The organism is Mycobacterium marinum (assembly GCF_003391395.1).
GTDB classification, from domain to species: Bacteria; Actinomycetota; Actinomycetes; order Mycobacteriales; family Mycobacteriaceae; genus Mycobacterium; species Mycobacterium marinum.
Map to the genome: position 1 here is coordinate 2,299,407 of NZ_CP024190.1, position 15,369 is coordinate 2,314,775.

The 15,369-nt window shown below is 67.8% G+C and carries 10 protein-coding genes; 6 read left to right on the forward strand and 4 right to left on the reverse strand.

The features are described 5' to 3' along the window. Window positions 1-20 precede the first annotated feature (20 nt). The 5 genes from CCUG20998_RS09695 to CCUG20998_RS09715 all read left to right on the forward strand — a co-directional run bounded on the left by CCUG20998_RS09695 (window position 21) and on the right by CCUG20998_RS09715 (window position 5,704). Entirely contained in the window at window positions 21-2,018 is a 1,998-nt protein-coding gene (locus CCUG20998_RS09695) for an APC family permease (protein WP_020728415.1), read from the forward strand. Beyond that, window positions 2,015-3,220, forward strand: coding sequence for a class I SAM-dependent RNA methyltransferase (locus tag CCUG20998_RS09700; RefSeq protein ID WP_020728416.1), 1,206 nt, complete (start codon window positions 2,015-2,017; stop codon window positions 3,218-3,220). Before CCUG20998_RS09695 ends, CCUG20998_RS09700 begins: the two co-directional genes overlap by 4 nt. A gap of 116 nt (window positions 3,221-3,336) precedes the next feature. Beyond that, window positions 3,337-4,236 (forward strand): ABC transporter ATP-binding protein, encoded by a 900-nt coding sequence (locus tag CCUG20998_RS09705; protein WP_020728417.1) that lies wholly within the window; start codon window positions 3,337-3,339, stop codon window positions 4,234-4,236. Beyond that, window positions 4,233-4,943 (forward strand): fluoroquinolone export ABC transporter permease subunit, encoded by a 711-nt coding sequence (locus CCUG20998_RS09710; protein ID WP_036455479.1) that lies wholly within the window; start codon window positions 4,233-4,235, stop codon window positions 4,941-4,943. Before CCUG20998_RS09705 ends, CCUG20998_RS09710 begins: the two co-directional genes overlap by 4 nt. After that, on the forward strand, window positions 4,940-5,704 hold the full coding sequence (locus CCUG20998_RS09715) for a hypothetical protein (protein ID WP_036455482.1): 765 nt from the start codon (window positions 4,940-4,942) through the stop codon (window positions 5,702-5,704). The genes CCUG20998_RS09710 and CCUG20998_RS09715 overlap by 4 nt, the downstream gene beginning before the upstream one ends. Before the next feature lie 5 nt (window positions 5,705-5,709). Here the strand turns inward: CCUG20998_RS09715 and CCUG20998_RS09720 are convergent, their stop codons facing one another. Genes CCUG20998_RS09720 through CCUG20998_RS09730 form a run of 3 tightly spaced genes read right to left on the reverse strand, consistent with a single transcriptional unit; the run spans window position 5,710 to window position 8,823 of the window. After that, window positions 5,710-6,996, reverse strand: a complete 1,287-nt coding sequence (locus CCUG20998_RS09720; protein WP_020728420.1) for an ArsB/NhaD family transporter — start codon at window positions 6,994-6,996, stop codon at window positions 5,710-5,712. 38 nt (window positions 6,997-7,034) lie between these two features. After that, complete coding sequence (locus CCUG20998_RS09725) at window positions 7,035-8,324, reverse strand: ArsB/NhaD family transporter (protein WP_020728421.1); 1,290 nt, start codon at window positions 8,322-8,324, stop codon at window positions 7,035-7,037. A 55-nt stretch (window positions 8,325-8,379) separates the two neighbouring features. Continuing rightward, on the reverse strand, window positions 8,380-8,823 hold the full coding sequence (locus CCUG20998_RS09730; protein ID WP_012393810.1) for a CBS domain-containing protein: 444 nt from the start codon (window positions 8,821-8,823) through the stop codon (window positions 8,380-8,382). A gap of 203 nt (window positions 8,824-9,026) precedes the next feature. Here CCUG20998_RS09730 and dxs point away from each other — a divergent pair, with 203 nt between their 5' ends. After that, on the forward strand, window positions 9,027-10,940 hold the full coding sequence (dxs, locus tag CCUG20998_RS09740) for a 1-deoxy-D-xylulose-5-phosphate synthase (protein WP_020728423.1): 1,914 nt from the start codon (window positions 9,027-9,029) through the stop codon (window positions 10,938-10,940). A gap of 42 nt (window positions 10,941-10,982) precedes the next feature. Here the strand turns inward: dxs and CCUG20998_RS09745 are convergent, their stop codons facing one another. Beyond that, entirely contained in the window at window positions 10,983-14,852 is a 3,870-nt protein-coding gene (locus tag CCUG20998_RS09745; protein ID WP_116269101.1) for a PE family protein, read from the reverse strand. Window positions 14,853-15,369 lie beyond the last annotated feature (517 nt).

The window sequence follows — 15,369 nt, forward strand, 5'->3', positions numbered from 1 at the left end:
GGGGCTTACCCTTGGCTCTCGTGTCCAAACTTTCCACGGCCGCGCGCCGGCTGCTAATCGGCCGGCCGTTTCGCAGCGATCGGCTTAGCCACACGCTATTGCCAAAACGGATCGCGTTGCCGGTGTTTGCCTCCGACGCGATGTCCTCGGTGGCATACGCCCCGGAGGAAATCTTTCTGATGCTGTCGGTGGCGGGCCTGGCGGCCTACTCGATGGCGCCGTGGATCGCGCTGGCGGTGGCAGCGGTGTTGCTCGTCGTGGTCTCCAGTTATCGGCAGAACGTGCACGCCTACCCATCCGGCGGCGGAGACTACGAGGTCGTCAGCACCAACCTCGGGCCCACCGCCGGCCTGGTGGTGGCCAGCGCCTTGATGGTGGATTACGTTCTCACCGTTGCGGTCTCGATAGCTTCGGCGATGTCGAACATCGGCTCGGCGATCCCATTCGTCTATGACCACAAGGTGTTCTTCGCGGTGGCCGCCATCCTGCTGGTGACGGCGTTGAATCTGCGCGGCGTCCGCGAATCAGGGCTGGCATTCGCCATCCCGACTTATGCATTCATCATCGGGATCAGCGCCATGCTGGGCTGGGGCTTGTTCCGGATCTACGTGCTGGGCAATCAGGTACGCGCCGAATCCGCTGGATTCGTGATGCACGCCGAGCACGGCAAGGTGGTTGGCATCGCGCTGGTCTTTTTGGTGGCCCGCTCGTTCTCCTCCGGCTGTGCGGCGCTCACCGGTGTGGAGGCGATCAGCAACGGGGTACCGGCCTTCCAGAAGCCGAAGTCGCGCAACGCCGCGACCACGCTGCTCATGCTGGGCGCCATCGCGGTGGCCCTGCTGATGGGTGTGGTTGCGCTGGCCGTGCAGACCGGGGCCCAAGTCGTCGACGACCCGGATACCCAGTTGACCGGTGCTCCGGACGGGTACCAGCAAAAGACGCTGGTCGCCCAGCTGGCGCAGGCCGTATTCGGCAGCTTTCACCTCGGCTTCCTGATTATCGCCGCGGTGACTGCGCTCATCTTGGTGCTGGCCGCCAACACCGCCTTCAACGGCTTCCCGGTCCTGGGCTCGGTGCTGGCTCAGCACAGCTACCTGCCCCGCCAACTACACACCCGCGGGGATCGCTTGGCGTTTTCCAACGGCATCATCTTCTTGTCCGCGGCGGCCGTCGGGGCGGTCGTCGCTTTCCGGGCTGAGCTGACGGCGCTGATCCAGCTCTACATCGTCGGCGTGTTCATTTCGTTCACGCTGAGCCAGATCGGAATGGTCCGGCACTGGACTCGCTTGCTGCGCACCGAAACCGATGTCGCGGCCCGGCGCAAGATGGTGCGCTCCCGGGTGGTCAACTCGGTTGGTCTGGTGTCCACCGGGGCTGTCCTGTTGATCGTCCTGGTCACCAAATTCCTTGCCGGCGCGTGGATCGCCATTGTGGCCATGGGTTCGGTCTTCATTCTGATGAAGATGATCCGAAGGCACTACGACACGGTCAATCGGGAACTGGAGGAGCAGGCCGCCGCCCATGACAACGAGGTGGTGTTGCCCAGCCGCAACCACGCCTTGGTGCTGGTCTCGAAGTTGCACCTGCCCACGCTGCGGGCCCTGGCCTACGCGCGGGCGACCCGTCCGGATGTGCTCGAGGCGATCACCGTCAGTGTCGATGATGTCGAGACCCGTGAGCTGGTGCGGCAGTGGGAGGACAGCGACGTCAGCGTGCCGCTGAAGGTCATTGCTTCGCCGTATCGCGAGATCACCCGTCCGGTATTGGATTACGTCAAACGGGTCAGCAAGGAATCGCCACGCACCGTGGTGACGGTGTTCATCCCGGAGTACGTGGTGGGCCGGTGGTGGGAGCAGCTGTTGCACAACCAAAGTGCCTTCCGGCTCAAGACGCGGCTGCTGTTCATGCCCGGGGTGATGGTCACCTCGGTGCCATGGCAGCTGACGTCGTCGGAGCGGATCAACACGTTGGAGCCGCATGCGGCTCCCGGCGACATGCGGCGGGGCATTTTCGATTGAACCCGAATCAGGCACTTGAACTGAACCTGGTCACCGGTGCGGCCGCCAACGGCGGTAGCTGCGTGGCCCGCCACGAGGGGCGAGTGGTCTTCGTCCGCCATGCGCTACCGGGGGAGCGGGTGCTCGCCAGAGTCACCGCGCAACGCGGTTCCTATTGGAACGCAGAGGTTATCGAGGTCATCGACCCGTCGCCGGACCGGATCGGGTCGTTGTGCCCCATCGCCGGGGTGGATGGTGCCGGGTGTTGTGATCTGGCTTTCGCGGCCCCGGACGCGGCCCGGGCGATCAAGTCGAGCGTGGTTGGCGAACAGCTGCAACGCGTTGGCGGATTCAGCTGGTCCGGCGCGGCTGAGCCGCTCTCGGATGCCGGCCCGACGGGGTGGCGTACCCGGGTTCGGCTCGAGGTGGGAGCGGACCATTGCGTGGGTTTCCACCGCTACCACAGCAACGAACTGGTCACCGATCTGCGCTGTGGGCAGCTGCCCGACGGGATGCTGGACGGGCTGGCGCAGCGGTCGGCCAAGGCCGGTTGGCCGGCCGGGGCGCAACTGCATGTGGCGCTCGGTGACGACGGGGCACGCCACGTGGTGCTCACAGTGCGCCGGGGCCGGCGAACCGACGCCAAGGTGGTCGAGGGCGACCCGCGTGTGCTGCAGCGGGTGGGCGGGCGCAGCTGGCGCATTCCGGCGACGGCGTTCTGGCAGTCACACCGCGACGCAGCGAAGGTGTACAGCGGCCTGGTTGCGGACTGGGCCCAACCCGGTACCGGCATGACCGCCTGGGATCTCTACGGGGGAGCTGGTGTTTTCGCGGCGGTGCTCGGTGACGCGGTGGGGGAGTCGGGACGGGTCTTGAGCGTGGACACCGCGCGCGCGGCCTCGGCCGCGGCCCGCGTCGCCCTGGCTGATCTGCCCCAGGTCGAGGTGGTCACCGATTCGGTGCGACGGGTGCTGGCGGCTCAGGACGGTGGCGCCGATATTGCGGTGCTGGACCCGCCCCGATCGGGCGCCGGGCGTGAGGTCATTGATCTGCTGGCCGATGCCGGAGTACGCCGTGTGGTTCACATTGGTTGTGAAGCAGCGTCTTTCGCTCGCGACCTCGGCTTGTATCGGGGCCACGGGTACGGCGTCGACGCCATCAAGGTGTTTGATGCCTTCCCGTTGACCCATCACGTGGAGTCCGTTGCGCTGCTAACCCGCTAGCCCGTTGGGCGTCGGGGCCGAATGCGCGCGCGCCGAGGCCCGAAGCGCCGCGAACTTGATTATGCTGGCGACGGCGCTCCGGGAAGTCTGGTCGGAACTGGACGAAAGGAGCGCGCATGCGCGACCCCGAGCCGGCCGTGTCCGGCGCCGTGGGCGAGGTGATCCGGGTCCGTGGACTCACCTTCGCGTATCCGAAAGCGTCGACACCCGCGGTGCGCGGCATGGACTTCAGTGTCGGCCGCGGTGAAATCTTCGGCTTTCTCGGTCCCAGCGGTGCGGGCAAGTCGACGACGCAACGAATTCTGATCGGGCTACTGCGTGGCCACGGCGGTGAAGTGGCGGTGTGGGGCAAGGACCCGGCGAGCTGGGGCTCCGACTACTACGAGCGCATCGGCGTGTCGTTCGAGCTGCCCAATCACTATCAGAAACTCACCGGGCTGGAGAACCTGCAGTTCTTCGCTTCGCTTTACAGCACGCCGACGCTGGATCCGATGCAGCTACTCGAGGCGGTCGGATTGGCCGACCACGCAGATACCCGGGCGGGCAAGTACTCCAAAGGCATGCAGATGCGCCTGACGTTCGCCAGGGCGCTACTCAACGACCCCGAGTTGCTCTTCCTGGACGAACCGACTTCGGGGATGGATCCGGTGAACGCCCGCAGCGTGAAGAACATGATCATGGATCTGAAGGCACGCGGGCGCACGGTGTTTCTCACCACACACGACATGGCGACGGCGGACGAGCTGTGTGACCGGGTGGCCTTTGTCGTCGACGGGAGCATCGTCGCGTCTGACCGGCCCGCCGAGTTGAAGATCGCCCGCAGCCAGCGCCTGGTCACGGTCGAATATCGAGGCAACGGCGGTGGTTTGAGCGCCGCGGAGTTTTCGCTGGACACGCTGGCCGACGACCCGGCATTTCACGCGGTGCTGCGTGAACATCAGGTCGAGACGATCCACAGCAGGGAAGCCAGCCTCGAGGACGTATTCGTCGAAGTCACCGGCCGGCGGTTGTCGTGAGCCGCTTGAGCACGGCGCTGCGGCTGGAGCTGACGCTGCAAAACCGTCAGCGGTTCCTGCATGCCGCGGTGTTTTCGGGGTTGATCTGGCTGGCGGTGCTGCTGCCGATGCCGGCCGACTTGCGTTCGGTTGCCGAACCTTACGTGCTCTCCGGTGACATCACCATCATCGGGTTCTTCTTTGTCGCCGGCACGGTCTTCTTCGAAAAGCAGGAGCGCACGCTGAGCGCGGTGATCGCCACCCCGCTGCGGTTCGGGGAATATCTGGCGGCCAAACTGGCCGTCCTGCTGATGGTTTCGGTCGGGGTGGCGGTGGTGGTGGCCACCATCGCGCATGGGTTTTCCTACTCGCCCGCGCCGATGATCGTCGCGGTGGCGCTGGGGACGTTGTTGATGCTGCTGGTGGGGTTCATCAGCTCGTTGCCATTCGCCTCGATCAGCGACTGGTTCCTGGTGGCGACGATCCCGCTGGCCGTAATGAATCTGCCGGTGCTGTACTACTCCGGGGTGTGGCCGCACCCGGTGCTGTATGCCATTCCCACCCAGGGGCCGCTGTTGCTGCTCGGCGCGGCCTTCGGTCAGCTGACCCTGGCGCCCTGGCAAATCGGATACGCGCTGTTGTATCCGTCGGTGTGTGTCGGGGTGCTGTATCGAGTGGCTGAGGCAAGTTTCGCCCGTTACGTCGTCGCTGCGGCGGGTAGCTGGTGAGCGCCCCGGCCGGCGCGTCGATACGCGCACTGATCGCGTTTGGGCGCAACGACATCCGCGGTACCTATCGTGAGCCGCTGTTGGTCATGATCGTGGTCGCACCCGTCATCTGGACCAGCGCAGTCGCGCTGCTGACGCCGCGGGTGACCACGATGCTGGCCGATCGCAACGGGTTCGACCTGAGGCCCTACTATCCGCTGATCCTGACCGCATTCCTGTTGTTGACCAGCATCATCATCGTCGGTGGTTTGGCGGCGTTTCTCGTTCTCGACGAGGTGGACGCCGGCACGCTGGCCGCGCTGCGGGTCACCCCGGTGCCGCTGTCGACCTTCTTTGTCTATCGTGCCGCCACCGTCATGTTCGTCACCACCATCTATGTGGTGGCAACGTTGTCGCTCAGCGGCATACTCGAGCTGCGGCTGTTGCCCTCGCTGATCCCGATCGGCCTGCTCGCGGGACTGTCGGCGGTGGTGACCCTGCTGTTGATTCTGGCCGTGGCCAACAACAAGATTCAGGGTCTGGCCGCCGTCCGCGCGCTGGGGATGCTGATCGCGGGATTGCCCTGCCTGCCCTGGTTCATCCACTCCAACTGGAACTTCGTGTTCGCGGTGTTGCCCCCGTATTGGCCGGCCAAAGCGTTCTGGCTGGCCAGCGATCACGCCACCTGGTGGCCGTACCTGGTGGCGGGAAGCGCCTACAACCTGGCGCTGGCCTGGGCGCTGTTCCGCCGTTTCCACGCCAAACACGTGGCCTCGGTGTAGCCGGGTCAACTCCAAACGAAGTAGCGCAGCCACAGGTAGGCCGCCGCCACCAGCAGTGAGATGGTGGTGACCACGATGCCTTTGCGGGTGAATTCCCAGAATGAGATGGGAGTGCCTGCCCGGCGGGCGATTCCCAGCATCACGACGTTGGCGCTGGCGCCGACGGCGGTGAGGTTGCCACCGAAGTCGGCGCCCAGGGCCAGCGCCCACCACAGCGCGTCCGGGTTGACCTGACCGGGCATCACCGCGACCAGTTCGGTGACGATCGGCGTCATGGTGGCGACGTAGGGGATGTTGTCGATGATGCCCGACACCGGAGCCGACACCCCGATGATCAAGAAGACGGTGAATAGCTCGTTGCCGCCGGTCAGTTCGATGGCCCCGCGTGCCAACTTGTCCACGACGCCGGTCTTCACCAGAGCCCCGACCATGATGAACAGTCCCGCGAAGAACAGCAGCGTTTCCCACTCGACGCTGGCCAGATAATCGCGGCCGGCCAATCCGGAGATGATGATCAGCACCCCCGCGCCCAGCAGTGCCACCACCGAGGGCTGGATGTGCAGCACCGGATGGCCGACGAAAGCGGCGAAAACCGCCAGCAGCACCACGCCGCATTTGATCAGCAGCTTGCGATCGCTGATCGCTTCGCGTTCGTTCAGCGACATGACGTCGGCGACCCGTTCCGGCTCGACGGTGATCGAGCCGAACAGGCGGGGCAGTAGTGCGACAAAGATGACCAGCACGATAAGAACTACCGGAGCCATGTTGATCAGGAAGTCGTTGAAGGTCAGCCCGCCCTTGCTGGCGATGATGATGTTCGGCGGGTCGCCGACCAGTGTCGCCGCGCCGCCGATGTTGGATGCGAAAACCTCGGCGATCAAGAACGGAGCCGCGTTGATCACCAACCGGTCGCAGACCAGCAGCGTGACCGGGGCGATCAGCAGCACCGTGGTGACGTTGTCCAACAGGGCCGATCCGAATGCCATCACCAGGACCAGCAGGATCATGATGCGGGTTGGGGAGCCTTTGGCACGTTTGACGGCCGAGATGGCGATGTACTCGAAGACACCGGTCTGCCGTAGCACGCTGACGATGATCATCATCCCCAGCAGCAAAAAGATGACGTCCCAGTCGATTCCGGTGTCGTGCGAATAAAACACGTCGTGGGAGTCAACGATCCCGATCGCGAGCATGATCGCCGCACCCACCAGCGCCGCCCGGGTCTTGCTGACCCGGTCGCTGGCGATGAGCGCGTAGGTGACGACGAACACCCCGATCGCAATGGCGCTCACGGGATCTCCTCAAAAACGTTACCGGGTGTCTGCACTGGTCAACTCAGCACGAAGTAGCGCACCCAGAGATAGATGGCGGCCAGCACCAGTGACATCGTGGTGACCACAATGCCCTTGCGGGTGAATTCCCAGAAAGAGATGGGATTGTCCGCCCGCTTGGCGATGCCGAGGACGATGACATTGGCGCTGGCCCCGATAGCGGTGAGGTTGCCACCGAAGTCGGTGCCCAGGGCAAGGGCCCACCACAACACGTCCGGGTTGCCCTTGTCGACCAGGACCGGCACCAATTCGGCGACGATCGGCGTCATGGTGGCCGCGTACGGAACGTTGTTGACGATGCCGCTGATCACCAGCGAGGCGGCCAGGATCACCATGGTCGCCAGCAGTGTGTTGCCGCCGGTCGCGGTCACCGCCATTTGCGCGACCTGCGTGACCACACCGGTTTTCACCAGCGCGCCGACCATGATGAACAGACCCACGAAAAACAGCAGCGTGTCCCACTCGACGCTGGACAGATAATCGGAGTGGTCCAGCCGGGAGACGACCACCAGAATGCCGGCACCGATCAGCGCCACCATGGACGGCTTCACGTGCAGCGCAGAATTCGCGACGAATGCCGCGAACACCAGGAGCAAGACGATGCCGCACTTGATCAGCAGGCCGTGGTCGCGGATGGCCTCCTTCTCTTCCAACGACATCACGTCGGCGACTCGCTCGGGGTCGGCCTCGAATGCGCCGGGGAACAGGCGCGGCAGCATCAGGATGAACACCGCCATCACGATGACCACGATCGGAGCCAGGTGGATCAGGAAGTCGTTGAACGTCAGCCCGCCCTTGCTGGCGATGACGATATTGGGCGGGTCACCGACCAGCGTCGCGGTGCCGCCGATGTTGGAGGCAAACGCTTCGGCCATCAGATACGGCGCCGGGTTGATCACCAGCCGGTCACACACCAGCAGGGTGACCGGGGCGATCAGCAACACCGTGGTGACGTTGTCCAGCAGCGCCGATGCGACCGCGGTGACGATCACCAACAGGATCATGATCCGCAGTGGTTTGCCGCGGGCCCGCTTGGCCGCCCAGATAGCGACGTATTCGAACACACCGGTCTGGCGCAGCACGCTGACGATGATCATCATGCCGAGCAGCAAAAAGATGACGTCCCAGTCGACCCCGGTCTCGTGGGAATAGAAGACGTCCTCGGAATTGATGACCGGCAGCATCACCACGATCGCCGCACCGGCCAACGCCACTAGGGTCTTGTTGACGCGTTCGCTGGCGATCAGCGCATAAGCCACCACAAATATGGCGACCGCGACAATGCTCATCGAGTCGCTACCTGTGCCTTTACCCGCAGACCGTCTATCGCTGAATCCGTTGAGATCAAGGCCTTAGCGCCGCTCCCAGAAGGCGCGATGCCGTGATCACCCCGTGCAACTTGCCGTTCTTGACCACCGCGAGCAGCGGGCTGCGCAACCGAGCCATCAGCGCGGCCACCTCGATGATGGTGTCGTCGGCATTGACCGGCGGAACGTCATTGAGGTGATCGGGCAACACATCGCTGACCTTCTTGCCGCGCAATTTCTCCGCGCAGCGGTCTGCCATCGATTCGTTGAGCACACCGGCCAGCGATGGGTCGTCCTGGACATAGCGGGGAACGATGAATCGGACCACCTGCGACGCCGGTAACACCGCGTAGGGACTGCCGGTTTTCTTGGTAACCAGCAACCCGGGCAGGCGGTGCTCGGCCAGCGTGCGTGCGGCCTCGAGTGCGTCTGAGTCGATGCTGATTACCGGATACTCCTCGGCGATGTCCTCGGCGCGCATATGGTGACCATACGTTGCCGGTGTGGTCAGGGTTAGCTCATTTGCGCCCATCGTGTTCTTTCGCGTCGTAAGTGCTTGCAGGACAATCAGACGCCGACCAGGCTTCCCGGCTCACCGGTCTCCGACGCTATCAAGCCGTCGAGATGATGGGCGGCGGAGGTCAATGATGGCTCCGACGCGCAGGCGCTGCGTACACTGGCGGGATGCTGGAACAGATCCGTGGTCCCGCTGATCTGCAGCACCTGTCTCAGGCGCAGTTGCGTGATCTGGCCCAGGAGATCCGAGAGTTTCTGGTGCACAGGGTCGCCGCCACCGGGGGACACCTGGGACCGAATCTTGGGGTCGTGGAGCTGACGCTGGCTTTGCACCGGGTGTTCGACTCGCCCCATGATCCGATCATCTTCGACACGGGTCACCAGGCCTACGTGCACAAGATGCTGACCGGCCGCGCCCAGGACTTCGAAAGCCTGCGCAAGAAGGGCGGGTTGTCGGGTTATCCGTGCCGGGCCGAGAGCGAACACGACTGGGTGGAATCCAGCCACGCCAGCGCGGCGCTGTCCTACGCCGACGGTCTGTCCAAGGCGTTCGAGCTGAGCGGGCTCCGTAATCGGCATGTGGTTGCGGTGGTCGGCGACGGCGCGCTCACCGGCGGCATGTGCTGGGAAGCGTTGAACAACATCGCAGCCTCGCACCGGCCGGTGGTCATCGTCGTCAACGACAACGGGCGCAGCTACGCGCCCACCATCGGCGGGGTCGCCGATCACCTGGCCAAGCTGCGGTTGCAGCCGGCCTACGAACAGGTGCTGGAGAAGGGCCGAGACGTGGTACGGGCGGTGCCGCTGGTCGGCGAAGTCTGTTACCACTTCATGCACAGCGTCAAGGCCGGTATCAAGGACTCCCTGTCGCCGCAGTTGCTGTTCACCGACCTCGGGTTGAAGTACGTCGGCCCGGTCGACGGACACGATGAGCGGGCGGTAGAGGTCGCGTTGCGCAGTGCCCGCGGTTTCGGTGGCCCGGTGATCGTGCACGTGGTCACCCGCAAGGGAATGGGTTACGGCCCGGCCGAGGCCGACGTGGCCGAGCAGATGCACTCCACGGTTCCGATCGACCCGGCCACCGGGCAGGCCACCAAGCTGGCGGGCCCGGGCTGGACGACGACGTTCGCCGATGCCTTGATCGAATACGCCGGCAAGCGCCGCGACATCGTGGCCATCACCGCCGCGATGCCGGGCCCCACCGGTTTGACCGCGTTCGGCCAGCAGTTCCCGGACCGCCTGTTCGACGTCGGTATCGCCGAGCAACACGCGATGACGTCGGCGGCCGGGCTGGCGATGGGCGGAATGCACCCGGTCGTCGCGATCTACTCGACGTTCCTGAACCGCGCATTCGACCAGATCATGATGGATGTCGCGCTGCACCAGCTGCCGGTCACCATGGTGCTCGACCGGGCCGGGATCACCGGTTCGGATGGTCCCAGCCACAACGGCATGTGGGATTTGTCGATGCTGGGCATCGTTCCCGGAATGCGGGTAGCCGCGCCCAGGGATGCCGCCCGGTTGCGGGAGGAACTTGGCGAGGCGCTCGAGGTCAGCGATGGTCCGACGGCGTTGCGGTTCCCCAAAGGCGATGTGGGCGAAGATATTCCGGCACTGGAACGGCGCGATGGCATGGATGTGTTGGCCGTGCCGGCTAGCGGCTTGAACCACGACGTGCTGCTGATAGCGGTAGGTGCATTGGCGTCGATGGCGCTGGCGGTGGCCAAACGGCTGCACAACCAGGGGATCGGGGTGACGGTGATCGACCCTCGCTGGGTGTTGCCGGTGGCCGATGGGATCGGCGACCTGGCGGTGGCGCACAAGCTGGTGGTGACGCTGGAGGACAACGGCGTCAACGGTGGCGTCGGGTCAGCGGTGTCCGCTGCGCTGCGGCGTGCCGAGATTGACGTGCCCTGTCGCGATGTGGGGTTGCCGCAGCAGTTCTTCGAGCACGCCTCGCGTGGTGAACTGCTGGCCGACCTGGGGTTGACCGATCAGGACGTGGCCCGCCGGGTCACCGGTTGGGTTGCCGCGCTGGGTGCATGCGTTTCGGAAGCCGAGATCAAAGAACATCTCGACTAGGGTTCCGCTGATTTAGCTGCCGCCCCGGTTGGCTGGACGGGTTCATCCGGCCTTGCCGTCGGTGCCATTCTGGCCGGTCTGGCCGCCGGGGAAAATGCCAAACCCGCCGGCACCGCCGGTACCGGCCAGGCCGCCTGCCCCGACGGGTGTGCCGGTGCCGCCGTTGCCGCCGTCGCCGCCGGTGCCGCCGTCTCCGCCTTTGCCGATGCCGAGGAGTGACTGGAACTCGCCGGCGTTGCCGCCCGTGCCGCCGGCGGCCCCGTCTCCGCCTTTGCCGCCGGCACCGCCATCGGTTGCGTTGCCACCGTTGCCGCCGGTGCCGGCGTTGCCTCCAACTCCGCCGTCACCTGAGGGGAGATTGCCTAAGCTCTTGCCGCCGGTTCCGCCGGTTCCGCCCCCGCCGGACTTCCCGCCGTCGCCGCCGTTGCCGCCGCCGCTGGCGTCGGCGCCGTTCCCGCCGTCGCCGCCGACGCCGCCGGCCCCGCCGTTGCCGGCGGCCTTGGCGGCTGAGGGGGCTGCTGCGCCCTGCCCGCCTGTTCCGCCCTGCCCGCCGTTGCCGCCGTCGCCGGCATTGCCGGCGTTGCCGCCGTCGGTTGCTTGGCCGCCCTGCCCGCCGGCTCCGCCGACGCCACCGTCCCCGCCGGCCCCGCCGTCGCCGGCGGTGTCGTTGACTGTGGGGCCTGTTGCGCCCTGCCCGCCTGTTCCGCCCTGCCCGCCGGTGCCGCCGTCGCCGGCATTGCCGCCGTCGGCTGCTTGGCCGCCCAGCCCCCCGGCTCCGCCGGCCCCGCCGGTGCCGCCGGAGCTGGCTTCGAAGAGGCTTGTTGCGCCCTGCCCGCCTGTTCCGCCCTGCCCGCCGGTGCCGCCGTCGCCGGCATCGCCGCCGCCGGTTGCTTGGCCGCCCTGCCCGCCGGCTCCGCCGGTGCCACCGATGCCGCCGGGGAAGGCGGATAAGCCGCTGACGACGCCCGCACCTCCAGTGCCTCCAGTGCCTCCAGTGCCCCCGGTACCGCCGTCTTTACCGCCGATTCCGGCGCCGCCTTCGCCGCCAGCGCCGCCAGCGCCGCCAGAGGCGCCGCTGTCACCAGCGCCACCATTGCCCCCGGTGCCGCCGGTGCCGGCGTTGCCGGCGCTACCCCCGGTGCCGCCGGTCCCGGCGGTACCCCCGATTCCGCCAGTGCCGCCTGTCCCGCCGTTGCCGCCGATGGTGCCGGTACTGCCGTTGCGGCCGTCGCCGCCGGTGCCGCCCTTTCCGCCGTTGCCGCCGCTGCCGTTGGTGCCGCCGGTACCGCTGTTGCCGCCGGTGCCGCCGTCTCCGCCGGTACCGCCGGCAAAGCTGGTGGCGCTTTCGGCGCCTGTGTCGCCGGTTCCGCCGGTGCCGCCGGTTCCGCCGGTGCCGCCGGTGCCGGCGTTGCCGTTGGTGCCGCCGGTGCCGCCGGTGCCGGCCGCGCCGCCGGATCCGGCGTTGCCGCCGTTGCCGCCGGTGGCGCCGTTGCCGCCGGCTTTGCCTAGGCCGACTCCGGAGGCGCCGTCGCCGCCGTCTCCGCCGGTGCCGCCGTTTCCGCCGTGGCCGCCGGTGCCGTTGGTGCCGCCGGGGCCGCTGTTGCCGCCGGTGCCGCCGTCGCCGCCGGTACCGCCGGCAAAGCCGCTGTCACCCACGGCGCCCTTGTCGCCGGCGCCGCCGTTGCCGCCGGTGCCGCCGGTGCCGCCGGTGCCGGCGCTGCCGTTGGTGCCGCCGGTGCCGCCGGTGCCGGCCGCGCCGCCGGATCCGGCGTTGCCGCCGTTGCCGCCGGTGGCGCCGTTGCCGCCGGCTTTGCCTAGGCCGACTCCGGAGGCGCCGTCGCCGCCGTCTCCGCCGGTGCCGCCGTTTCCGCCGTGGCCGCCGGTGCCGTTGGTGCCGCCGGGGCCGCTGTTGCCGCCGGTGCCGCCGTCGCCGCCGGTACCGCCGGCAAAGCCGCTGTCACCCACGGCGCCCTTGTCGCCGGCACCGCCGTTGCCGCCGGTGCCGCCGGTTCCGCCGGTGCCGGCGCTGCCGTTGGTGCCGCCGGTGCCGCCGGTGCCGGCCGCGCCGCCGGATCCGGCGTTGCCGCCGTTGCCGCCGGTAGCGCCGTTGCCGCCGGCTTTGCCTAGGCCGACTCCGGAGGCGCCGTCGCCGCCGTCGCCACCGGTGCCGCCGTTTCCGCCGTGGCCGCCGGTGCCGTTGGTGCCGCCGGGGCCGCTGTTGCCGCCCTTGCCGCCGGCACCGCCGGGTCCGCCATCGCTGCCATCGCCGCCGGTTCCGCCGTTGCCGCCGGCACCGCCGTTGCCGCCGGTGCCGGCGTTGCCGGTGCTGTCGCCGGTGCCGCTCAGGCCTCCCGCGCCAGCGTTGCCACCGGCCCCGCCTTCGCCGCCGTTTCCGCCGGCTTGGGCTAAGCCGCCGGCCGCGCCGTCGCCGCCTTTGCCACCGTTCCCGCCGGATCCGCCCGTGCCGGGTTCACCGAATTGACCGGCGTTACCGCCGCCGCCGCCGGCGCCCCCGTTGCCGCCGGTGTGGCCGCTGCCCGCCGCGTCACCGGCGGCTCCGGCGGCGCCGTTGCCGCCGTTGCCGCCGTTGCCGCCGTTGCCGCCGTTGCCGAATTGGCCGGCGTCTCCGCCCTTGCCGCCAGACCCGCCGTCTTGGTCGGAGGTGGCGGGACTAAAGCCGTCTCCGCCCTTGCCGCCGTGGCCGGCCGCGGTGGTGGGGGTGTTGCCAGTGGTACCGGGTGCACCGGTGCGGGATCCGTTGCCACCGGCGCCGCCGGCCCCGCCGGCTCCCGGGTTGGCGCCGTTGCCGCCGGTCCCGCCGTTGGGGTTGCTAGCGTCGCCGTTGCCGCCGGCCCCGCCGTTGCCCGCGAGTCCGCCGGTGCCGCCATTACCGCCATCGCCGCCGGCGCCGGTGGTACCCGCATGGCCGAACAGGCCACCTTGGCCTCCCGCGCCGCCGGCTCCAGCGTTACCGCCAGCGCCGCCACCGCCGCCGTCGCCCGCGTTGCCGCCAGTGCCGCCAGGGGTCGTGGCGGCCAGCCCGTCGCCACCGGTGCCGCCGGCGCCGCCGGCCCCGCCGGTGCCGCCGGCCCCGCCCTCGCCGCCGGCGCCGAACAGCAGCCCGCCTTTGCCGCCGGCCCCGCCGACGCCGCCGGTACCGCCGTCGGTTCCGGCTAGTCCGGTTTGGCCCGCACCACCGTTGGCGCCAGCAACGCCGCTAGCGCCGGTGCCGCCGGTGCCGCCGTCACCGCCGTGGCCGAAGAGGAACCCGCCGTTGCCGCCGGCTCCGCCGGCCGCCCCGGTCCCGCCAACGGCTCCGGTCCCGCCGATGCCGCCGTTGCCTCCGGCGCCGAAGAGGACGGCGTTGCCGCCTTTTCCGCCGGCCGCGCCGGTTCCGCCGATGCCGCCGGCGCCGCCGGAGCCGATCAGTCCGGCGGCCCCGCCGGCGCCGCCGGCCTGGCCTGCTGCGCCGGAACCGCCGGCGCCGCCGTTGCCGATCAGCAGGCCCCCGTCACCGCCGGCCTGCCCGGTGCCTGGGGCCCCGCTGGCGCCGTTGCCGATCAGCGGGCGTCCCAACAGTGCTTGGGTGGGTCCGTTGATCAGGTCTAGCACCGGTTGCAGGGGTGCGGCTCCGGTGGCCTCGGCGCTGGCGTACGTCTGTGCTGCGCCGGACAGGCTGCGCACGAACTGGTCGTGGAACCGCGCCATTTGGGCGCTCAGGGCCTGATATTGCTGGGCGTGGTTGCCGAACAGTTCGGCGATGGCCGCCGAAATCTCATCGGCGGCCGCGGCCGCGATAGCGCTGGTTGGGATCGCCGCGGCGGCATTGGCGGCGGTGATGGCCGAGCCGATCCCGTCCATATCCGCGGCCGCGGCGGCCACGATCTCCGGTGCAATGGCTAGGTAGGACATCAGGTTTCTCCTCCGAACTCAAACAACAACGCAGGCTTGAGGCAGCGCGGTCGACAAATGCTGACCGCGCCCTGAAAAACACCGGACGGCCGAATGGTTTCCGCACGGTCGGGCGACAGCGATCGCACCCGGTCTCGAACCGAAGGTTCCTTGTCGGCAATGTCTCGGGCTGCCGGAAATTCGCTGTGAACCGTGCCGTCCATTACATGAGAAAGAGTTCTTTTCCGGCCCTTCGGCAGACTCTCGCAGCGACTGGTTGCGCTGCTGTCGACCAGCGCTACTGCGTAGCAACAGGGAGTTCTCGGCGTGGAACCACACATCTGCCTCGCTTGCCATTCACATGGAATGTGGTGGGAATTAGATTGGACGAATGTACGCCAATGTGTAGCTATTTCCACTAATTTGAGCACTTTTCTTAAGTCATTCACTGCTGAATTTCTGACAGGAAATTAATTCTCTATGGAGTTAATTCGGATGCGGTTGCTGCAGTTGTAATTCACCACGTCTAAATTAATCG

What these genes read in the sequence shown, in the direction of transcription:
- dxs (WP_020728423.1), top strand. Translation starts at nt 9,027, where the DNA reads ATGCTGGAACAGATCCGTGGTCCCGCTGATCTGCAGCACCTGTCTCAG.
- CCUG20998_RS09745 (WP_116269101.1), bottom strand. Translation starts at nt 14,852, where the DNA reads ATGTCCTACCTAGCCATTGCACCGGAGATCGTGGCCGCCGCGGCCGCG.
- CCUG20998_RS09725 (WP_020728421.1), bottom strand. Translation starts at nt 8,324, where the DNA reads ATGAGCATTGTCGCGGTCGCCATATTTGTGGTGGCTTATGCGCTGATC.
- CCUG20998_RS09730 (WP_012393810.1), bottom strand. Translation starts at nt 8,823, where the DNA reads ATGCGCGCCGAGGACATCGCCGAGGAGTATCCGGTAATCAGCATCGAC.
- CCUG20998_RS09705 (WP_020728417.1), top strand. Translation starts at nt 3,337, where the DNA reads ATGCGCGACCCCGAGCCGGCCGTGTCCGGCGCCGTGGGCGAGGTGATC.